32 protein-coding genes are annotated in these 17691 nt (G+C 40.2%); 17 read left to right on the top strand and 15 right to left on the bottom strand.

Annotation, left to right across the window (positions count from 1 at the left end):
• Positions 1–27 precede the first annotated feature (27 nt).
• The gene (locus tag M1F25_RS09385; protein ID WP_181489608.1) at positions 28–246 is read left to right on the top strand and encodes a hypothetical protein; all 219 of its coding nucleotides are present in this window, start codon (positions 28–30) and stop codon (positions 244–246) included.
• Here the strand turns inward: M1F25_RS09385 and M1F25_RS09380 are convergent.
• The 12 genes from M1F25_RS09380 to M1F25_RS09325 form a co-directional block, all read right to left on the bottom strand.
• A complete protein-coding gene (locus M1F25_RS09380) occupies positions 233–580 on the bottom strand; it encodes a DUF1327 domain-containing protein (RefSeq protein WP_181489607.1) in 348 nt (115 codons plus the stop codon). The genes M1F25_RS09385 and M1F25_RS09380 overlap by 14 nt on opposite strands.
• A 729-nt stretch (positions 581–1309) precedes the next feature.
• Positions 1310–1708, bottom strand: coding sequence for an antiterminator Q family protein (locus M1F25_RS09375; RefSeq protein WP_112308319.1), 399 nt, complete (start codon positions 1706–1708; stop codon positions 1310–1312).
• 31 nt (positions 1709–1739) lie between these two features.
• The gene (locus M1F25_RS09370) at positions 1740–2174 is read right to left on the bottom strand and encodes a DUF968 domain-containing protein (RefSeq protein WP_405127831.1); all 435 of its coding nucleotides are present in this window, start codon (positions 2172–2174) and stop codon (positions 1740–1742) included.
• A 101-nt stretch (positions 2175–2275) separates the two neighbouring features.
• Positions 2276–2662 carry a RusA family crossover junction endodeoxyribonuclease gene (locus M1F25_RS09365; protein WP_181489605.1) on the bottom strand — a complete coding sequence of 129 codons (387 nt, stop codon included), beginning with the start codon at positions 2660–2662 and terminating at the stop codon, positions 2276–2278.
• On the bottom strand, positions 2655–2840 hold the full coding sequence (locus M1F25_RS09360; RefSeq protein WP_112308316.1) for a Lar family restriction alleviation protein: 186 nt from the start codon (positions 2838–2840) through the stop codon (positions 2655–2657). The genes M1F25_RS09365 and M1F25_RS09360 overlap by 8 nt, the downstream gene beginning before the upstream one ends.
• Positions 2840–3304, bottom strand: a complete 465-nt coding sequence (locus M1F25_RS09355; RefSeq protein WP_112308315.1) for a hypothetical protein — start codon at positions 3302–3304, stop codon at positions 2840–2842. Before M1F25_RS09355 ends, M1F25_RS09360 begins: the two co-directional genes overlap by 1 nt.
• A gap of 1 nt (position 3305) precedes the next feature.
• Positions 3306–4787 carry a phage N-6-adenine-methyltransferase gene (locus M1F25_RS09350; protein ID WP_181489604.1) on the bottom strand — a complete coding sequence of 494 codons (1482 nt, stop codon included), beginning with the start codon at positions 4785–4787 and terminating at the stop codon, positions 3306–3308.
• Positions 4787–5035: a hypothetical protein gene (locus M1F25_RS09345; RefSeq protein WP_232368735.1), complete on the bottom strand. Its 249-nt coding sequence runs from the start codon at positions 5033–5035 to the stop codon at positions 4787–4789. Before M1F25_RS09345 ends, M1F25_RS09350 begins: the two co-directional genes overlap by 1 nt.
• Positions 5032–6066 (bottom strand): helix-turn-helix domain-containing protein, encoded by a 1035-nt coding sequence (locus M1F25_RS09340; protein ID WP_181489603.1) that lies wholly within the window; start codon positions 6064–6066, stop codon positions 5032–5034. Before M1F25_RS09340 ends, M1F25_RS09345 begins: the two co-directional genes overlap by 4 nt.
• 8 nt (positions 6067–6074) lie before the next feature.
• Positions 6075–6254 (bottom strand): DUF4222 domain-containing protein, encoded by a 180-nt coding sequence (locus M1F25_RS09335; protein ID WP_181489602.1) that lies wholly within the window; start codon positions 6252–6254, stop codon positions 6075–6077.
• 261 nt (positions 6255–6515) lie between these two features.
• Complete coding sequence (locus M1F25_RS09330) at positions 6516–6971, bottom strand: YmfL family putative regulatory protein (RefSeq protein ID WP_140170628.1); 456 nt, start codon at positions 6969–6971, stop codon at positions 6516–6518.
• Positions 6972–7004: 33 nt separating this feature from the next.
• Positions 7005–7202 carry a Cro/CI family transcriptional regulator gene (locus M1F25_RS09325; protein ID WP_166687159.1) on the bottom strand — a complete coding sequence of 66 codons (198 nt, stop codon included), beginning with the start codon at positions 7200–7202 and terminating at the stop codon, positions 7005–7007.
• Between the two features lie 96 nt (positions 7203–7298).
• Here M1F25_RS09325 and M1F25_RS09320 point away from each other — a divergent pair, with 96 nt between their 5' ends.
• The 4 genes from M1F25_RS09320 (at position 7299) to M1F25_RS09305 (ending at position 9296) form a co-directional block, all read left to right on the top strand.
• Positions 7299–7946 carry a LexA family protein gene (locus M1F25_RS09320; RefSeq protein ID WP_166687158.1) on the top strand — a complete coding sequence of 216 codons (648 nt, stop codon included), beginning with the start codon at positions 7299–7301 and terminating at the stop codon, positions 7944–7946.
• Between the two features lie 20 nt (positions 7947–7966).
• A complete protein-coding gene (locus M1F25_RS09315; RefSeq protein WP_166687157.1) occupies positions 7967–8428 on the top strand; it encodes a hypothetical protein in 462 nt (153 codons plus the stop codon).
• Positions 8429–8516: 88 nt separating this feature from the next.
• Entirely contained in the window at positions 8517–8726 is a 210-nt protein-coding gene (locus tag M1F25_RS09310; protein WP_094962334.1) for a hypothetical protein, read from the top strand.
• Positions 8727–8753: 27 nt separating this feature from the next.
• Positions 8754–9296, top strand: coding sequence for a hypothetical protein (locus M1F25_RS09305; protein ID WP_164565487.1), 543 nt, complete (start codon positions 8754–8756; stop codon positions 9294–9296).
• Here M1F25_RS09305 and M1F25_RS09300 read toward each other — a convergent pair.
• Positions 9274–9492, bottom strand: a complete 219-nt coding sequence (locus M1F25_RS09300) for a hypothetical protein (RefSeq protein WP_141240664.1) — start codon at positions 9490–9492, stop codon at positions 9274–9276. The two genes, M1F25_RS09305 and M1F25_RS09300, sit on opposite strands and share 23 nt — an antisense overlap.
• Before the next feature lie 107 nt (positions 9493–9599).
• Here M1F25_RS09300 and csrA point away from each other — a divergent pair, with 107 nt between their 5' ends.
• From csrA to M1F25_RS09250, 10 genes are all read left to right on the top strand, one after another.
• Complete coding sequence (csrA, locus tag M1F25_RS09295; protein ID WP_071548870.1) at positions 9600–9788, top strand: carbon storage regulator CsrA; 189 nt, start codon at positions 9600–9602, stop codon at positions 9786–9788.
• 150 nt (positions 9789–9938) lie between these two features.
• Complete coding sequence (gene rdgC, locus M1F25_RS09290) at positions 9939–10541, top strand: recombination-associated protein RdgC (RefSeq protein ID WP_094962333.1); 603 nt, start codon at positions 9939–9941, stop codon at positions 10539–10541.
• Positions 10528–10842 carry a hypothetical protein gene (locus M1F25_RS09285; RefSeq protein WP_094962332.1) on the top strand — a complete coding sequence of 105 codons (315 nt, stop codon included), beginning with the start codon at positions 10528–10530 and terminating at the stop codon, positions 10840–10842. Before rdgC ends, M1F25_RS09285 begins: the two co-directional genes overlap by 14 nt.
• 83 nt (positions 10843–10925) lie before the next feature.
• A complete protein-coding gene (locus M1F25_RS09280; RefSeq protein ID WP_094962331.1) occupies positions 10926–11702 on the top strand; it encodes a hypothetical protein in 777 nt (258 codons plus the stop codon).
• A gap of 13 nt (positions 11703–11715) precedes the next feature.
• Positions 11716–11919: a hypothetical protein gene (locus M1F25_RS09275; protein WP_141240686.1), complete on the top strand. Its 204-nt coding sequence runs from the start codon at positions 11716–11718 to the stop codon at positions 11917–11919.
• Between the two features lie 9 nt (positions 11920–11928).
• The gene (locus M1F25_RS09270; protein WP_181489601.1) at positions 11929–12384 is read left to right on the top strand and encodes a hypothetical protein; all 456 of its coding nucleotides are present in this window, start codon (positions 11929–11931) and stop codon (positions 12382–12384) included.
• 1 nt (position 12385) lies between these two features.
• Positions 12386–12745, top strand: coding sequence for a hypothetical protein (locus tag M1F25_RS09265; RefSeq protein WP_112308307.1), 360 nt, complete (start codon positions 12386–12388; stop codon positions 12743–12745).
• Positions 12746–13150: 405 nt separating this feature from the next.
• Positions 13151–13324 carry a hypothetical protein gene (locus M1F25_RS09260; RefSeq protein ID WP_181489727.1) on the top strand — a complete coding sequence of 58 codons (174 nt, stop codon included), beginning with the start codon at positions 13151–13153 and terminating at the stop codon, positions 13322–13324.
• Positions 13325–13334: 10 nt separating this feature from the next.
• On the top strand, positions 13335–13703 hold the full coding sequence (locus M1F25_RS09255; RefSeq protein ID WP_164565486.1) for a hypothetical protein: 369 nt from the start codon (positions 13335–13337) through the stop codon (positions 13701–13703).
• A gap of 190 nt (positions 13704–13893) precedes the next feature.
• A complete protein-coding gene (locus M1F25_RS09250) occupies positions 13894–14466 on the top strand; it encodes a 3'-5' exonuclease (RefSeq protein ID WP_164565485.1) in 573 nt (190 codons plus the stop codon).
• 28 nt (positions 14467–14494) lie between these two features.
• Here the strand turns inward: M1F25_RS09250 and M1F25_RS09245 are convergent, their stop codons facing one another.
• Entirely contained in the window at positions 14495–15748 is a 1254-nt protein-coding gene (locus M1F25_RS09245; protein WP_135536280.1) for an IS256 family transposase, read from the bottom strand.
• A 142-nt stretch (positions 15749–15890) separates the two neighbouring features.
• Between M1F25_RS09245 and M1F25_RS09240 the strand changes: the two genes are divergently transcribed.
• Positions 15891–16106, top strand: coding sequence for a hypothetical protein (locus tag M1F25_RS09240; RefSeq protein WP_140170640.1), 216 nt, complete (start codon positions 15891–15893; stop codon positions 16104–16106).
• On the opposite strand, the gene M1F25_RS09235 is transcribed toward M1F25_RS09240, so the two are convergent.
• Complete coding sequence (locus M1F25_RS09235; RefSeq protein ID WP_140170641.1) at positions 16075–17283, bottom strand: tyrosine-type recombinase/integrase; 1209 nt, start codon at positions 17281–17283, stop codon at positions 16075–16077. The two genes, M1F25_RS09240 and M1F25_RS09235, sit on opposite strands and share 32 nt — an antisense overlap.
• 182 nt (positions 17284–17465) lie before the next feature.
• Here M1F25_RS09235 and M1F25_RS09230 point away from each other — a divergent pair, with 182 nt between their 5' ends.
• Positions 17466–17654 (top strand): YegP family protein, encoded by a 189-nt coding sequence (locus M1F25_RS09230; RefSeq protein WP_094961253.1) that lies wholly within the window; start codon positions 17466–17468, stop codon positions 17652–17654.
• The last annotated feature ends 37 nt before the right edge of the window (positions 17655–17691 follow it).

The following is a 17691-nucleotide window of genomic DNA, read 5'->3' as shown; positions in this document are numbered from 1 at the left end:
CTGATTAACTTCGGTGTGAAGAAATTTATGCAATATAGTAATAATTTAGATACTAGCGCGAGATTGTATGCTATTGAATCTGCCCTTGCTTATACAATTACGGCTATATCCCACAAGACCCCATCAGTTAAAAACAATATAATTAATGCGTTGAGATTTGATTCAGATAATAATAATTCAGCTACTAAAGAAGCTCTTTTAGCCCTTGCCGCACTCATTGAGTCATTTGAAGTTACACAGAGTTAGCTTCAATAGTACCCCTGACGTTCATGTCACAGCTCGCTTTCGCTTGCATGTCAGTGAGCTGTTTTTCTAATGCTATTACTCGATCCTGTAGTGTATTTTGGTTCGGATCACTTAATACAGCATCTTCTGCAATATCAATGATGACTGCTTTTGCTCTCTTGATTGCTTCAGCACGGTAATAATCAATATCTTCACCGTCTTTCTTTTTAACCCGTACTGTTAGTGTAAAAATCGGCAGTAAATTAAAATTACTTGGTGCAACACATACCTGAACATTGATAGCCGAATCAGTGTGGGTGAAGTCATTTGCACTGTATTCATACCTCTTACTCATAACTACCTCTCTTAAATAGAAAAGGCCACGCAATACGCAGCCCTTGGAATAATTTTTGGAATATTTTGTTGTTCGAAATGGTGTTGGCTGATTTAGTTCAACCAGACTGTTCCGCGCTATCAGAACTTTATAGCAGATTATAAGTATTGTGGAGGCATACGCTGAGAGTGTATGCGTTCAGGTTCCCCATGGCGTGTGTGCTTCTATCCTGATAAGTACAGATAACCCATGCGAGTTAGCCAATCAGCCTTGGCATTCTCCACAATGAAAACCCTACTCGCTTTAATGCCGCTATGTGCAAGATAGAAGCTGACAAATAGAGTTTTCATTGCCTAGAAAGCAAAAAACCCGCCATTGCTGACGGGTTTGGCTAGGGTTGATGTTCTTACAACTGATGTAGTTCGCAAATTAAATATAGTTCACAGTTTAAATTGTGCAAGTTCAATTATGTCACTACTAATTACTTTACCCAATGTGGAATAGCGACAAATAGAAGAACTAATACCAGTGCAGCTACCGCTACCTGTAATACATGAAAGATCCCCATAAATACAATCCCTTTATAATCAGCAATTAATCAATCACTTGTTATATAAAAGTAGCTATATTTTGTGGATTGTAAAGAAACTATGCGCTAAAAAGCAAAAACCCCGCACAAATGGCGAGGTTTCATTCTATAAGTTAGGTGACAACGTATTCACTCTTATCACAATATATTGAGTTTTGTAATTACGCAAGCCCATATATACACTCTTTTCTAACTTCTCTGTCCATTTCCAGTGTTATTTCGGCAATTGCTAGGCACCCTTCCACAAAACCCTCTGCATACTGTAGCCTCTTTGCAACTTCGTTATGGGATATCCCTAATTTTTTTTCTAGCGTTCTTAATGTGCAGTTTTTTACGTAATAAAGAATAATCAATTGAAATAAATACGAATTATTCTTTTTCAATCTATTAACAGCGGCATCAACCGCAATACCGTCATCATCACAGCAGCTTTCTCTCGTTTTTTTTGTACTTGGAAGTAAACCTTTAAAGCCAGCAGCTATAGAAGAATAATCAACATCACTATTCCCCTCATGAGCCCATGTGCCCCATTTCTGTAAAACCAACTGAATATCTCTCATGCAAAAAGTCTCCTGCGTTCCGCACAACGCATTAACCGAAAACACCCAGTGCCGCTGAACGGTCTAGGAATCGAAATAGAAAATATAATTGGCTTCCGTGTTCCCTTTCCCATTCCCTCGGATCTTTATGCAACTCGCTGTGGTGAATACGACACAATGGAATAGTGAACAAATCATGGGCTTTTGTACCCATTCCACCTTGACCATGGCCGATTAGGTGGTGTGTATCGTCTGATGTGGCGCCACAAACACAACACGGCTGTGATTTAACCCACTGCAGGTATTTATCATTTGTCCAGCGCTGAGGTTTTGGCTTTAGCATAAAACTAGCTGGTGGCTCGGGATCGATGGTTAAATTTAATACAGGTTTTGATGCCCGTTCATCACAAACTACGTCGCTGAGGTATTGGTCAGAAAGAGAGATAAGGCCTGATGGTTTATGCTTTAGCTCCTCAGGTAAGGTCATGAGCAACATTCTTCCACTGAATGTATTTAAATGTGCTCCTGGTCTAAATATCACCGCACTAAGCTCAGGTATTAATATTGGGGTTAATATCCATTGATAACTCATGACATTTTCTCCACTACTGCATTGAGGGGTCTTATCTCAATTTCAAATCGACCACCTTTGACCACTTCACACCAAGTGATATCAACATGCTTAACTTGCTCATCGTCTTTCCAAATATTGGCATGGGTGATGGCGTCAAATGGTGCTTTTAGATAGTTATCAATATCCCTTCTGTGATAAGTGGGTGGGTACATCTTCACAATGACGGATACATTTTCAGTAATTACCCTAGGCCTTGGTCTTAATTGGGTATAAATAGCAGCTATTGCACTAGCCCGGAATGCACGCCCTTTTGCACTGATTAACGTTTTACCGTTGATATTCCTCCAGCAAGCATTAACACTTGGAGGAAAAGGTAAAATTAGAGATATTGAATTACTCATTAATTATCCCCTTATTCCATACAGTCACTGCCGTAGGCTTATCATTGACATCAGGGCCTTTCGCGCCGCATCTGTGACAGCGAACATAAAACCATGTTCTGTAACTGTGACTTTCGACTGTCGTGTCGGAGCTATTGCAATAACGACAAGTCTGGATTTCTGGCATTTTGTTTTTCACTATCTCACCCCCGCCAGCAACCGATCTAACTGTTTAAGTGATTGATTTCCCATATCGCCTATGTAAGCTTTTTCAACAACTTTAATCCCACACTCGAATTGAGACTCAGGCTCACACGTCTTGATTTCGTCCACTTTTTTAGGCTCGGATGGTGGCTGTGCTTTAAGCTTTTCTGCCCTCTTTGGTTTTTCCTTCTCCTCTAACTTTGTCACCCACACCGCCTTTAGCTTTGTGATTGCGTATGGTTCAATGCTGTATTGCTTTGACCTCTGCTTAGTTTTCCCTGCAGGGAAATTGCCGACATATTTTATGCAGCCAATTTTTTCCAGCATTTCAAAAGTTCGGTGAGCAGCGGATGGTGAATAACTAGCAACATTTTTTAGGATTGCTGCATTTATTGTCTCAAACTCGCGTCCAATCCTAATGACTTCAATTCCTTGCGTGTATTGGTATTCAGTTATCATTTTATGCAGCCACCCTCTTCGCTAGCCATTGCGCTTGCTCTATAAATGCTTTCCCGCGCTGCTCCAGTTCTTCTCTGCTGATGTAATCAAATGCTTTTCCATTCCATGTTTTATCGAAAACAACGATTGCACCGGCAAAAAATGCACCCGTTGGTTTTTGTTTTTCATCAGCAGGGATAAACCACTTCGGAACGTCAAAACCAATACGCCCACGGATAAAACAGATGTGATCTGCATTTTCTGGCCACCACACTTCGCTCGTTGTCGCTTTCAATAAAAAGACATAACGGCCACCGAGCTCCCGCATTGCTGAAGCGTGAGACATAATGTGACGAACACCTGTGATTGCCTGTTTTTCGTGATATGAGCTACGGGAGTACGGAGGGTTACCAAAGGCAACACCGCCAATTACTTTTAACTTCGCTGACCAATCTTGAGTGAGAGCGTTATCTTCAGCAGTGTAGAAATAAGGTGCTTTGCTGTTTTCACCATCAGTGAATAGGTCTAAGGTGAATGGACCATAGATTGAATTAATGCCACATACGAGATTATCGGGAGATTGCCATTGATCCCCAATCTCATTAAGTTTATGGGTTGGCTTTGACTTCAATAAATTGAGTTTTTTAACATACTCGCTTTGTTCTTCTTCTAATTCGCATAGCAATGGTTCGCATGATTCGCTGCATGAACCAGCATCATAACCACCAGCACCACGAATAGTTGCAGCTATATCATCACGAGAATGATCCGCAAACATTGCAATAATGCCTTCGAGTGAATTATTACCTCGATACATGATTTTATTTTCTTGTTGTCTGCGTTCTACTACACGGACTGATTTGTCAGTAATGACATCGAGAAATTGTTGTGCTAGATCTGGCTCATCACGAGTTGCTAAAGCAATTTTATTAATGCCTTTTTTTACGCAGAAAACGCAGTTACCTAAGTGTTCGGGCAGGTCTAGATCGAAAGGTTGTTCAGCCCACCAGTCAAGTATGTCTTGTTTTTCTGCTTCGCTAATATCAGCAAGATAAGAAATGCCCTCACGATCTTTTAATCGCTTTGGTTCATCAGCTCTAATACCTAGCCATGTATGGTAATCACCGTAAGTTTCTTTACAGTAACGAGTGAAAACCTCTGTTTTCATCGTTCTAGTACAAAAAGCACCATGTACATACGGAGTACCGTATTTACTACAGGCATCTATCCACGGTTGTAAATCATGCCCAATTTCATCGACTGAAATAACTTTATATGTATTTGCTTTACCCAGTTCTGGATCAATGACAAGTCGCAGGCAAACAAGGTCAATATTCCAGTGCTTAGCAACATTACGAATAAACTCATAGGTTTTTGGGTGTTCCGCGCCAGTATCCATAAAGACATGTTTAATTGTTAAATTTTCTTTTGCGGCTTTGCGCTCAAGCAAATGAACCATGAATGCTGAAGTACGACCACCAGAGAAGCTTGATACGTTAATCATCAAATGGCACCTCGCTGCTGGTGGGATTTAACATACTCGCGCATATGCTTATAACGCTGCTGAACTTGAAAATCGTTAGCATGATGATTTAAGTGGCGAAACTTCCTGCAGGTTACTAAATCACGACGGGATTGATTCCATCTGTTACGAAGCTTGCGGATCGTGCGCCATTTACGTAGCTGTTTGAACATGGCGATCATGCCTAGCACGTCAACGCCATAGATTGTTTTAGTTTCACTACGCATCATGCTGTCACCTCTCTCGCTGCTAGCTCTGCTGCTTGTTGCCAAATGCCTGCCCATGCCTTGCGGCCTACAAAGTCCGACATGTTACGAACACCCTGCTTGCCCGCTAATTCAGATGCAATTTCTTCCGTACGATTTTTAGGTGTTAGCCTTGAACCAATAATCCGCGTGTAAGCATTGTCACGTTCTACGGGGTCAACACTCACTTTTTGTCCACTGGCAAATTTAACAATGACCTTTTCCCATTGCTCGCGGAGCTTGGAGGGGCACAGAATGACTGAATGCCAGAAATCATCGAGGGTAATGCGCTTGTAGAGTTGGCAAATTTCCTTGTGGCTGCGCCCGTCAATTTCACGCATCAGTCGAACTGTATTCGCCCATTCAGTGAAGTTAGGCTTGTCAGGCTCACCAATACCACGCTCTTGAAATAACCACTGTTTTCGCTCAAATAACCATTGGGCGCACTCTAGGTCTTTTTCCGTTCCCCATTTTTTGAAGTTAGCGCTGTAAATCACCGCCTCTGGGTAACGATTTATAAAATCAATTTTTGACTGGTCGCTGGATTCGTTAGAATTCTGCGACGAAGAGTTTGTTACTGATGGATCTTGTTTTGAAGTTACTGACGGATCGCCCCCAGATTCTGACGGGTCAAAACGGTTATTTTTGCTTGATTCTGACGGGACAGATTTTGATGCGTCAGAATTTGACGTGTCAGAAACTGGCGGTTGAGAAAGTGCAGCCATTGCCGCTGAAGCTAATTTATCAACGTTCAATTGATAGATATTGCTCGCATTGCGGTTACCTTTACGACGCTTTTCGCTTGATAACCAACCGGCTTTTTCTAAGTTTTTAATAGCGGTACGTACCGTGCTTTCACCCGCACCTATTTGCCGGGCAATTGTCGGTACCGATGGCCAACAAACACCATCATCATTTGAAAAGTCAGCGAGACGGGCCATTATCGCAACAGAGGTTATTTTTAAACCTGCACTTGCGCAGCCATCCCATACATAACTTGATAGTTTTACGCTCATGCTGTTACCTACTTAACTTCTGTGTAATCACGTTGAAATAACCAGAGCGGAACAAAGCATCGGTGTGGATAATCGCCCCACATGAAGATGACCCGTTTTTGGTACGGATCCCACTCAATGACTTTAACGACGATGCCGCGCCTATCCCGGAAGTAACGGTTAAGGTTTTTATGCTTTTCATTGCTCATTAACCTCTCTCCCACTGCGGAAATAGTACTGAGCCCAGATACCTTCTAGATCTTTGTTGTCTACCAATTGTTGTTTAGTCTGGTAGTTGCCCGACTCATCAGCTGAGGTTATGATCTCTGCATATTGAAACGGGCCACATTTCGATACAGGCAAGCAGCGGAATTGCTTTTTAGGTTGAAATTGGTTTAAACTACTCATGCTAATTACTCCACACTAAAGTTGTTAGCGTTCTCGACGCCTCGGACCGCATATCTGGGGCGTCATCCTTTCTTATGTAATTTAATAAATGCATATACAGCTGCCACCCCACTTGCCATAGCCTTGTTTAATAATTTGATAATGTGGTTTTCTTCACTATTATCCACTCGCCCATCTTCTAACGACTTATCCATGAATAACGCCAGCTCACCGCGCTTACCTGCGGCTCGAGACAGCAATCTGTATAATTCAGGTTCGTCCAAATCCTCTGGTTTCACTTTTTCTACAACCAGTAAGCTTTTCCTTGCTGCACAAAATTCAGTAAAATGATGAGTGCCCGATAAATCTTCCATTGCAAATAACTCATCCAATTCAAAGAAGCGACAGCCGTTTTTCTCATACAACTTGTTATTGAATGTGGTTTCAGAAATACCCAATGCACCAGCCATGGCTGAACGACCACCAGGGAATGCCTTACACATTTCTTTTACGACTTCTTTTAATGTTTGTTTGCACATATCTACAATTCCGTTGTTTTGTTGGTAGTTAACTCAGTTAGTTGGTTTTGGTATCGTTTGGTAGAGCTCGGGGTTGAATTTCAGCTTACCTTTTGTGATTTTTTCAATTTGATAAGCACGCCCCTGCGGAATAATTTCCCCCCAGCCACTAACGGATGGATGCTTTATCCCTAACGCTTTGGCTGTATTGCATGAGCCGCCAAAGTAAGAAATAACATCACTCTTTTTCATCTTAAAACCTCATGTCGTATTGTTTAATATATAATGTAGGATATCCAACATAACAATGTCAAGAAACTTACATCAAAGAATGGTAGGCTATCCTACATGAGCATGGGAGATAGAATTCGCGAAAGGCGAAAAGAACTAAAGTTGACACAGGAAGCACTAGCTAAAATCGCTGGTGTGAATCGTGTCACCGTTACTGGTTGGGAAAAAGATGACTATCAGCCGAACGGAGCTAACCTTCAATCTCTAGCTGAAGCCCTAAAGTGCAACCCAGTTTGGCTTGTTGAGGGCACTGGAAGTTATGATACCCCATTCCTTAAAAGCAGCTCCATCCGTGTTCGCGAGTTACCCGTTCTATCATGGGTTCAAGCGGGCTCATGGACCGATACTGAATCAGGCGTATGTTCTGATGACATTAATGAATACATTACGACAACTTTAAGCCTATCTAGTGATGCATTTGCTTTAAGGGTAAATGGAACGTCAATGACAACAATAGTTAAAGACGCCTCAATCCCTGATGGGTCGATTGTTATAGTAGAACCCGATATTAGTCGCTTCTCGTCAATAAATGGAAAAATTGTTGTTGCTTATATTCATGGTGGTACAGAAGCAACACTAAAAAGATTTGTTGAAGATTGGCCTAATAGGTATCTCGTTCCACTTAATCCTCTATACAAAACAATTGATTTTGATGATAACTGCCGAATTGTTGGTGTTGTTAAGCAGGTGCTGATTGATTTTTAGTAATTATTTAAGGTGTTTTCATGAATACCGAGCAACCTGAAAGGGACCTTGTCGCTACAGGCAGTAGCGGTAATGAGTATGAAATAACTACCTCAATCACTAAAGGTAAATTACTAATGCTTTGCTCCTGCCCAGCAGGAAAAAAAGGCTGGATGTGTCGCCACAAAAAGGCCCTAATAATAGGTGATTACCAATCTATTTTTTCATTAGAAAACAATAAAGAAGAAGACATTTATTATGTTCTCGCCCTAGTAAGGGTTTCTGGTATAAAAAAACGATTTATTGATCTGGAGTCCAGATTAAGCAAGCTGGAAGAAGCATATAAAGATAGTAAATCAATGATAAAGCAAGAACTAGGTTACCTCGCCCTCCCCCCTCAGCTTCTCAATATCGATATGGATTTCACCCCACCTCAGCTAGACAGAATCTATGATTATCTTATGGATATCGTAGAAAACCCCGATACAGACTCCACCTATTAAAAATAATGTAAGTTTCCCTACATTTTTACTTGACATTTTAATGTCGGATATCCTACATTAAATGCATCAAAGCAATGGAGAGAAGCTTATGCAAACCAATTCAAATGAACCAATCGTTACTTTTAGTGTGCCAATGTCGCAGGATGATGTGCGCGAGTGGATACTAGAAAAAGCCAAACAAATTAACAACCTGCAAAAACTACGCAATGAACGTGATGAGCTGCAATCTAAACTCGAAAAGCTCGACGAAGAAATTGCAGAGTGCATGGATATGTGTGCAGTTACTGTTAGTGCTTAATTGAATTTTAAATGTGTGGGGTGAAAAGTGGCTAGCGAAGACAAAAACAACTCATCTATAGAATTTTGGCGAACTCTCAGAGATTTATCCGATGCACGCATGAAGGCAATCAGTGCAGTGCGAGCAATTGGCCTTACTGGCGAAGAGGTACAACAAAATGGAATCGATGAAGTTAAAGCGCTAATCGAGAGAGAGTTGAACGTAAGTGCCGAAAATAAAACAACTGAAAAGCATTATGCTATTAGTACTGAAAAACTTGAAAGAGCGAAGATTTGCATTCATGGCAATTTAATACACAGCCTGACTAGAAACTTTAATTTTATTGGTTATAAGTCTGAGCTTTCAACAGGTGATATCGCTTGGTTATATGACCGCATCAGTAAATTGATTGAAATTAACAATTTACTAGTAATAAGGCGTGAATTTGAAGATTTATTATTAAAGGTTGACGCTGCGGATATTCACTTAACAGATAAGGAAATGGTTGCTGCAAATAACATTTCACAGCAACTAAATCACTTTTTAGATAAAGATTTATCTTTTGATCTTAAGCTGAATAAAGGATGTTAATTTTGCTTTCTAGCTCGTCAATTAGATGACGCTGAACATCTTCAGTTGTCTCTAGGTATGAAGATTCTTCCTCTACCTGACTTTTTAGATGTTTAATTAATAGCTTTTTTTGTTCTTCAGTGAGTAAACCTGATAAAGCTCTATATGTTTCAGCGTAAATAAAGCTACGGGCATTTTGCCTTGCATTGTCAGTCATAGTATTACCTTCTTGGCCTGTTGTGGTGACACCAAGAATACCACAGCCGCCTGATGTGGATAAATAATCAGGCAACCTTTTAACTGTGTGGAGTGTTTAGTATGGGAATGCTTATTTTAACTCGTCGAGTCGGTGAAACTTTAATGATTGGTGATGATATTAAAGTTACTGTTTTGGGGCTTAATGGAAACCAAGTGCGGATTGGTATTGAAGCCCCAAAAGATGTTGCTGTACATCGTGAAGAAATTTATCAGCGTATCTTAGCTGAAAATAGTATTGCCACTGCTAGTGATTGACCCTTGTAGTTTTTGGCGGTGTTGTGCCGCCCTTTTTCATAATACATAAGGCCACTGATATTCAGTGTTCATACTAGGTAAATATATTCATTATTTGTCAGTGGTCTTATTTATTATGTGTGGAGTTAATTATATTTGAGGAAAAAACAAATGAAACGTTTTCCAATAACTAGCTGTGTTATTTTTAAAGCTGAATTACCCAGCGCTGACGTTTTAGAAAATCATTTAAAAGAATTACCTTTTGTTGATATTTTAGAGTCACATTCTATTAGCTATGGTTTTATTCCGAATAAAATCACAGGTGAATTAGTTACGCCAATTGAAGGTGGCTATATTATTACTTTTCGTATTGATGAAAAGATACTTCCGAAAGCAGCTATCGCATTTGAAGTAAATAGACGCATTGAGAAATTGAAAGAACAAGGTATCGATGATTTTCTTGAAGCCGAACTAAAGCATATTGCAATAGAAGAAATGTTAAAGGTTGCTTTAACTAAAACAAAAATCATCACTGCCCTGTACCATGTTAAAAAGGGTTTCCTGTTTGTGTCCACAACGCGAAAGCCAGACCACCAAGCACTATTAGGTAGTTTAGTGAAAGCTTGCGGTACTGTAAAAACTGAAACTTTTCACATTGATGATGCAAAGAATGGGATTACAACACGGTTATCTAACCACATTGATAACCAACCACCAGCAGAGTGCTTTGGTCATGACCTTTATCCCGGAAATTTCCTTTTTGCTACAACGTAAGCTTGATAAAAAACTAGAAACCCTAAAATATGATGCTGAACTTAATTTAATTCGTGAGCAAGTTAAAGATTCAATTGATAGTCATTTTAAAGTTTGTTTAATTGAATTAAGTACCTTTGATATTAGCTTTAAGCTCACAGATGATTTTGACTTTAAAAATATCAAACCATTAGTAGAAATTGGCTGTGACGGAGATAGAGTTTTTCGCTATCGACACACAAACGCAGTATTTATGTTTCACATGGTTAATACAATTGAGCTATTGATTGAATTATTAAAATATAAAGAAGAATCAGAGTAACTATTTAACCAACACCAAGGAATTTAATTCTCTTTATTAAGAGACGGACTCTTATTATCTAAATTTTGTGTGGAGTATTAATTATGTCGAAAGAACTAACATTAAGTGAATTATTAACTCAACGTTGCGTTGAGTTTGCAAATAGCGAACAGGCCATAGAAATTATTGATAAAGGTATCACTAAATTATTTACCAGTGTTGTTGATGATGCCTTTCGTTCCTATGGTGATTTCGGTAAGGCTTTTAATAAGGCAATGGAAAGTGCCTTACCAGCGAATATAGAGGATGTAGTTGATTTGAAAAAATACAACACGCTGGTTGCTGAAAAAATGCGTAACTCTTGGGAGGATTCAGGTATTGAGGCTGATTTACAAGAAAAAGTTATCGCTTTAGTAAAAGATTTCACAAGTGACGATGAGTGCCCTAAATACATAAAAGCATCTGATTTGTGGGAGGCATTTATAGAGGATAAAAGCGAGTCAGCAATGGAAAACCAATGGGAGTCACCGCAAGTCTTTATTAATGATGAGCATGATGGGTTTATTCAAGTCGGCATACATCCAGAAGAAAGGTCAACATCAAGATACTCATCTAATTCAGTTAGCGCATATAGCTGTGATTATAGCTTCCATTTAAGTATTCAACGCACAGGGGGTTACCGCAGCGAACCTCTACTGCAGGATGGTAATAATGTTTATGAGTTAATTGGGGGTAAGGTAAATGACAGGATTTTAGGTAAGAAAATAGTTAAAGCATATTCCCGTTTCGACAAATTAGTCTTAGCGCTTTATTACGGTGGGAGTCTCTTGGTGTGGGATGAGTCACCAGAAGGTATTTGTTATAGCAATGGCTGGGATTAATGAGAGGCTGATTATGTCCAATGAAATTAAATTTGATGCAGATATATTGCTCGAATCAGTTAACGCCCATGGTGCTGATGGCCATGTTTACAATGATACAAAAAAACGCTTCTTTAATGGCGCTCAAATACATACATCACCAGTAGTTAATATCGATACTTATCTTGCTGATGGTTATATACAAACAGTTAATTCAGTTTACAGAATTATTGTGTAGGGGGTGCATATGTCTATTAAACCTGAATTAGTAGAACGCGACGAAAATGGCTACTGGGCTCATTCTCAAATTCCTGTAAGTGAAGATATTGAATTTTTAAAACAGTGGTTTGATAACAACTGTCTTGAAATTTGCGGTGTCTGTATGGATGGAGATATTGATGAAAGTCACCCAACATTCAAACGCTATTTTATAGATGGTGCTTGCGATATCTCAGGGTGGGTACCGAGCAAACCGCAAGGTGATGGTTGGTTTATCGGTGGTATTTTTGAATCAGAAGATGGCCCTGTTTGTTCATGGCTAAGACCAGATGTAGCAAAACTAAAGGCGAAATTCATCAAAGCGCATAAGGAAGCTGAAAAAGCTGCATTTGAATATTTCTGCGCCTGTGATGTTGGTGATGAACGGGTCCAAGCTAGTGAGGTTTATGAGCGCATTAGAACTGCTACACGCATAGGTGGCTGACATGAAGAAAAAAATACAAGTTGCTTGTGATTATCAAGGTTATGACTTCGGCGCTCACTATATTGATAGTCAATGTATTGATGGTTATCTGTGGGATTTGGATGCTTGTGATGGTAGTGGAAATTTATACGAACCAATGGAAACTATTCCATGCCCTAAATGTAACTCAGATGCATGGTTAAAAAATTATCGCTGGTTGTTTATCAATGATGGCGCTAACCATGGCTGTACAGGTTTGCCATTCAACAAAATTGGACGCCTATATATTAACGAGGAAATTAGAGCCAAGCCCGGCGCAGTTAAGAAAATATACCGCTGGTTAAAGCGTGGTTATTACTATGGATTAAAGAATCGCCACTAGCTCGCAGGGATGCAATGAAAAAAACCGCCGACTTAGACGGTATAATTACTACAAGGGAATTAATCATTAAATGAAGCTTACACGTGGCTTCGATAACCAAATTACACTAATACAAACAAATAGATACTTTTATTTGGATAATTCGCAAAAAAAATGCCGCCACGGAGCGGACGGCAAGGGATTGTCTAGATATGTTTATAGTTTCTCTGTGTAAGCAATTTAAGAATAGTTAAGCCATGGAATTTAGCAAGGAAGTAGATAAAAAAAAGCCGACACAGGGAGAATCGGCGAAAGTTGCACAGCTTGTTATTAATCTTTCGGGCTTAAGTGTAGGTGATGATTAAATATTTGCCATGAAAAGTTTTAATCCTAGCGATTAAATGGATGCAATGAAGAGGAATGAATATGAGTAAGCAGATGGTTTTAGTTGCAAGGACAAATAAGGTTGGCTCTGATTCTGAAACTGGTTTAGGAATGACCGAGGCTGAATGGAACCAATTAACTGAATCTGAGCAAGGTGTAATTATTAGCGATGCAATAGAGTCGCTTATTGATTACTGGGTACAACCTGAAGATTAAAGGTGGAGTGATGGATAAATCAAGACAGCAATTTGAAGCGGAAATAAAGTCACTTAGCGACCCGTCAGAATTTGAATTAAAACTTAAACGTGCAAATAACGGATCAAATTACGCTGACCAATATGTAGATTTAATGTGGATTAGTTGGCAAGCATCACGAGAGAGTTTAATTAATAGCTTACCAGAAAGCATTAATTGCCCTACCGCACCAGAATTAATATGGCTACAGGTTGATCCCGAACCAGAGGAGGAAAATAAACCTGTATATCCAGTTAATTTATATAGCGGCGATGTAACTTGGAGTTCGAGCAGGGAGTTCCCAACTGACACCTTATATGTTCGGGCTGATTTTTTACTTCAATCCGTAAAACAGTGCTAAGAGCACCAAAACAGAAAGCATGATTATAGCCACGGCACCAATGAGACAGCTAATGCCCCTAAATAGACAAGATGCCACATCAACCCAGGTTGTGTTCTCTCTATTACGTCTCATTTAGGCCCCCTTGGCACAAGTTACTAAATCAAATAACCGAGATTTTTAATATATACCCCGTAGATAAGGATTAACAATGAAATATAAACACTTAATGGTAGATCTAGGAACTATGAGCAATAAAGGTAATGCGGCTATTGTTTCTATTGGCGCGGTAGCTTTTGAACCTTCAACTGGTGAGATTGGGCCTACATTTTACCAAGTTGTCGATTTAAGAAGTTGCGAACGTGCGGGGCTTCATATTGATGCCGATACCGTTCTTTGGTGGATGAAGCAAAGCAGTGAAGCTAGAGCTGCTATTGTTGATGAACGCGCAGAGCCTATTGCGTATACGCTTACTTGTTTGTCTATGTTTGCTAGAGATCATTTAACAAATAAAGTTTGTGTCTGGGGCAATGGTAGTGATTTTGACAATGTTGTTTTAGCTAATGCCTATAATGTATGTGATTTAGAGCCATTCTGGAAATTTTATAATAACCGTGATGTTCGCACCATTGTAGAACTTGGCCGCAGTGCTGGTATTGATCCTAAGCGTACACTCGAATTTGAAGGAGAACAACACAACGCATTAGCTGATGCAATCCATCAGGCTAAATATGTGTCTATTATCCACCAGCATTTAATTAAACCAGTTAACGATGATATTTAGAGTTATGGTCAAATCTGGTGTACGAGCATCAGGCGGTTTTCCTGTCTGACTGCTCCATTACTTGTTCGCCGTCTTGGAATTTAACGTTATTGACCACGAGGGTTAGCAGTTGAAATCCTTTCAGGCGGTTCCAGCGCTTCTGCGCTGATTGCAGCAATTTATAAACCATTGCTAGGGTTGTGTTTCTTGAACCGCAGTTGCGGGTTTTGCTGGTTCTTAAACGTACTGTAGCGAAGGCAGATTCAATTGGGTTGGTGGTGCGTATACTCACCCAATGTTCTGCTGGAAAATCGTAGAAAGCCAACATGCTCTCACGGTCTTTAGCTAAGCATTCCATTGCGCGTGGGTACTTAGCAGTAAACCTTTCCAGCGCTATATCAAAGGCTTTATGAGCCTTCTCACGCGTCTCTGCCATCCAGATATCATGCAGTGCTTCTTTTACTTTGGGTTGCACTGCCTTGGGCAGTTTGTTGAGCACATTGGCCGTCTTATGCACCCAGCAACGTTGCTGTTTGGTCTGCGGGTATACTTTGCTCAGAGCCTTCCAGAAGCCCAGAGCGCCGTCAGCTGTTGCCAGCTTTGGGCAGGTCGTAAGCCCACGCGCAACCAGGCCATTCAGCAGCTCAAGCCAGCTGGCTTCGGACTCGCGATAGCCTTCTTCAACAGCAATCAGTTCCTTGCGGCCATGCTCTGTCACGCCCATCACCACCAGCAAGCACAAACGGTCATCGAGGCGGACGTTGCTGTAAATACCGTCAACCCAAAGGTACGCGTAGCGCTTGTCACTCAAATCGCGCTGTCGCCACTCTCGGTGCTCATCAATCCAGCGTTCCTTGAGCCTGGAAATGGTGTTAGCTGACAGACCTTTGGCATTCTCACCCAGCAAGGCTGCAAGGGCTTCTTGGTAGTCTCCAGTGGAAATACCTTTGAGATACAGCCACGGTAATAACTCTTCAACGCTGCGGGCACGCTTGAGGTATGGCGGTAGCAGTGCGCTGGTAAAACGAATACCAGAGCCGCTACGATCACGCACTTTTGGCACCTTGATATCAACATCGCCAATGCCCGTTTGGATGCTGCGCTCAGGCAAATAGCCGTTACGCACCACAGCTTTGCGGCCATCGGGTAAACGCAGTTCTTCATGAGCTTGCAGCAGTTGCTGCAGCTCTACTTCAACTGCTTGCGCAATGAGCTGACGAGCACCATTACGCAATAAAGCAGTTAGCACATCAGTGCCAGTTTCATCTGGTTGTGAAAGAACATTCAGGGTAATATTTGTCATGGCGTATCGCTCTACTGTTAATTATTTCTTGGAGGAAACAATCAACAGGATACGCCACCCTCTTTTCCCCTCATACACCACAAATGACTATAGCTCTGATATTTAATTTTTAAATCTGTATGCGGCAGATGTGGAGGTAATTATGATAAGTGAAAACGAGAGCACCAAAAAAAAACATGTTTATATAAAGACAGATGAGCTAGCTAGTAGATACGGATTAACCCCTCATGCTATCCGTTTATGGGCGGGTAACGGGAAGCAAAGGCGTGAAGGCTTCCCAAAACCAAGATTTAGGGCTGACCAGCTTAGCTGGTTAATGCAGGATATTATTGATTGGGAGAATGGTAAACAATTTTAAGTACCTTATCCCACCACTTTTCATATGCCTCATGTTGCTGATTTAAATATGTGAATTTATCATAGGTTTGCCAAACACCCGGTAATTTATGGCCAACCATTATCTCAGCAACATGAGGGTCTGTAAGTTCTGATATCCCAGTTCTCATTGTTCTACGTAGGTCATGGATTGACCATGTTTTATAATTTTCAATACATTTTGACATTCTTACATTCATAACCTCAACGATTCGCCCATGCCCCCCATCCTTCATTTTTCTTCCAGTGGATATAGTAAACAAATACTCTCCTCTACTTATATCCATAGCTCTTTCAATTAATTCTTTAGCTGCCGGTATAATAGCTCTAATTAAAGGTCGACCTGAGCGTCTGCCGCGCTTGTGGTTTTCTGGTGGGACGGTCCATATATTGTTTTCCAAGTCAAAGTCGGTTTTTTTAGCCTTTAATAGTTCACCTACACGGTTTCCAAATAGTAAACATAGTTTTAATAAAATTTCATTTCTTGGATTATAGTTTTTTTGATCGATAAATTTAAACAATAGGATTAATTCTTCATCTGTTAAAGTGCGTTCACCTATACTTTGCTTTACCCCTAAAGATGAAGAAGTCATACCCTCAAGAGGCCTATTTTTGATTATTCCTCGGCTATACCCCCAAAAATGAGCCTTTTTGGCATTATTCAAAATAACTACAGCAATTGAGGGAGTTTTTTCCGTTATATCCTCAAGCAAGCTAAGCCATGTTTGTAAATTAACTTCGTCATGTGGTAAGTCACCAATTTTAGGGTATACATGTAATTCAAATGAACGGTGAATTTCATCTGCTTTTATCTGTGCCGATTTAAGAAATTTTTCGTACCAAAGTGAGATAATTGATCTCACTGTGTGAGCGGTTATTGCATCGCTTTTTTTTATTGCTTTGACTACTCTTGGGTTTCTATTTTGTTCAAGCTCCCCTTTATAAATTAACGCAGACTCTCTTGCGTCTTTTAGCGATGTGGCCGGATAACTTCCTATATCAATTCTCTGCCCTTTCCCGTCCCATCGATAGCGAAACTGGAAGATAATTTTACCTTTTGGCGTTACTCTTACTGATAGCCCGTCACGATCAGATTTTGTCATCATTTTTTCTTGTGGCTTCCCGTTTGTCGATCTGAGCCATGAATCTGTTAGCGCCATTATATTTCCTTAAATGTAATACCCCACAAATTATGTACACGATTATGTACATAATTTTTATGATTGCAAGTGACTACTTATGACAGTCGCTGATATGAAAACACAAGAAACCAGAAATAACATAATGATTATTAAAGATAAAAATATCAACCAGTGACTAAGAGTGATACTTAGTGACTACTATGTATTATTATGAATTAAAAAAATCCACTAAAGACGTTGCTCAGCCTTACTATTTCGTTTTAAAAGCAGCAAATCACGAAGTGATTGCAAAAAGTGAAATGTATGCATCTAAGCAATCTGCGCTTAAAGGGATTGCCTCTGTCCAAAAAAATGGCTCTTCTGAAACAATTAAAGATCTAACTGAGTAAGTTTCTGTGGCCCCAGTCTTCTGCGAATCGGGGCCAC

Source organism: Providencia sp. PROV109 (assembly GCF_033681625.1).
GTDB classification, from domain to species: Bacteria; Pseudomonadota; Gammaproteobacteria; order Enterobacterales; family Enterobacteriaceae; genus Providencia; species Providencia hangzhouensis.
This window is presented reverse-complemented; position numbering and strand designations above follow the sequence as displayed.

Excerpts from the sequence above, each read along its gene's own strand:
- M1F25_RS09330 (WP_140170628.1), bottom strand. The coding sequence starts at position 6,971 with ATGTGCAAACAAACATTAAAAGAAGTCGTAAAAGAAATGTGTAAGGCA.
- csrA (WP_071548870.1), top strand. The coding sequence starts at position 9,600 with ATGCTTATTTTAACTCGTCGAGTCGGTGAAACTTTAATGATTGGTGAT.
- M1F25_RS09250 (WP_164565485.1), top strand. The coding sequence starts at position 13,894 with ATGAAATATAAACACTTAATGGTAGATCTAGGAACTATGAGCAATAAA.
- M1F25_RS09345 (WP_232368735.1), bottom strand. The coding sequence starts at position 5,035 with ATGATGCGTAGTGAAACTAAAACAATCTATGGCGTTGACGTGCTAGGC.
- M1F25_RS09265 (WP_112308307.1), top strand. The coding sequence starts at position 12,386 with ATGAAGAAAAAAATACAAGTTGCTTGTGATTATCAAGGTTATGACTTC.
- M1F25_RS09350 (WP_181489604.1), bottom strand. The coding sequence starts at position 4,787 with ATGATTAACGTATCAAGCTTCTCTGGTGGTCGTACTTCAGCATTCATG.
- M1F25_RS09255 (WP_164565486.1), top strand. The coding sequence starts at position 13,335 with ATGGATAAATCAAGACAGCAATTTGAAGCGGAAATAAAGTCACTTAGC.
- M1F25_RS09300 (WP_141240664.1), bottom strand. The coding sequence starts at position 9,492 with ATGACTGACAATGCAAGGCAAAATGCCCGTAGCTTTATTTACGCTGAA.
- M1F25_RS09355 (WP_112308315.1), bottom strand. The coding sequence starts at position 3,304 with ATGATAACTGAATACCAATACACGCAAGGAATTGAAGTCATTAGGATT.
- M1F25_RS09380 (WP_181489607.1), bottom strand. The coding sequence starts at position 580 with ATGAGTAAGAGGTATGAATACAGTGCAAATGACTTCACCCACACTGAT.
- M1F25_RS09335 (WP_181489602.1), bottom strand. The coding sequence starts at position 6,254 with ATGAGCAATGAAAAGCATAAAAACCTTAACCGTTACTTCCGGGATAGG.
- M1F25_RS09310 (WP_094962334.1), top strand. The coding sequence starts at position 8,517 with ATGCAAACCAATTCAAATGAACCAATCGTTACTTTTAGTGTGCCAATG.
- M1F25_RS09340 (WP_181489603.1), bottom strand. The coding sequence starts at position 6,066 with ATGAGCGTAAAACTATCAAGTTATGTATGGGATGGCTGCGCAAGTGCA.
- M1F25_RS09275 (WP_141240686.1), top strand. The coding sequence starts at position 11,716 with ATGTCCAATGAAATTAAATTTGATGCAGATATATTGCTCGAATCAGTT.
- rdgC (WP_094962333.1), top strand. The coding sequence starts at position 9,939 with ATGAAACGTTTTCCAATAACTAGCTGTGTTATTTTTAAAGCTGAATTA.
- M1F25_RS09280 (WP_094962331.1), top strand. The coding sequence starts at position 10,926 with ATGTCGAAAGAACTAACATTAAGTGAATTATTAACTCAACGTTGCGTT.
- M1F25_RS09230 (WP_094961253.1), top strand. The coding sequence starts at position 17,466 with ATGTATTATTATGAATTAAAAAAATCCACTAAAGACGTTGCTCAGCCT.
- M1F25_RS09325 (WP_166687159.1), bottom strand. The coding sequence starts at position 7,202 with ATGAAAAAGAGTGATGTTATTTCTTACTTTGGCGGCTCATGCAATACA.
- M1F25_RS09365 (WP_181489605.1), bottom strand. The coding sequence starts at position 2,662 with ATGAGTAATTCAATATCTCTAATTTTACCTTTTCCTCCAAGTGTTAAT.
- M1F25_RS09385 (WP_181489608.1), top strand. The coding sequence starts at position 28 with ATGCAATATAGTAATAATTTAGATACTAGCGCGAGATTGTATGCTATT.
- M1F25_RS09235 (WP_140170641.1), bottom strand. The coding sequence starts at position 17,283 with ATGGCGCTAACAGATTCATGGCTCAGATCGACAAACGGGAAGCCACAA.
- M1F25_RS09315 (WP_166687157.1), top strand. The coding sequence starts at position 7,967 with ATGAATACCGAGCAACCTGAAAGGGACCTTGTCGCTACAGGCAGTAGC.
- M1F25_RS09370 (WP_405127831.1), bottom strand. The coding sequence starts at position 2,174 with ATGACCTTACCTGAGGAGCTAAAGCATAAACCATCAGGCCTTATCTCT.
- M1F25_RS09245 (WP_135536280.1), bottom strand. The coding sequence starts at position 15,748 with ATGACAAATATTACCCTGAATGTTCTTTCACAACCAGATGAAACTGGC.
- M1F25_RS09240 (WP_140170640.1), top strand. The coding sequence starts at position 15,891 with ATGATAAGTGAAAACGAGAGCACCAAAAAAAAACATGTTTATATAAAG.
- M1F25_RS09260 (WP_181489727.1), top strand. The coding sequence starts at position 13,151 with ATGAGTAAGCAGATGGTTTTAGTTGCAAGGACAAATAAGGTTGGCTCT.
- M1F25_RS09270 (WP_181489601.1), top strand. The coding sequence starts at position 11,929 with ATGTCTATTAAACCTGAATTAGTAGAACGCGACGAAAATGGCTACTGG.
- M1F25_RS09375 (WP_112308319.1), bottom strand. The coding sequence starts at position 1,708 with ATGAGAGATATTCAGTTGGTTTTACAGAAATGGGGCACATGGGCTCAT.
- M1F25_RS09320 (WP_166687158.1), top strand. The coding sequence starts at position 7,299 with ATGAGCATGGGAGATAGAATTCGCGAAAGGCGAAAAGAACTAAAGTTG.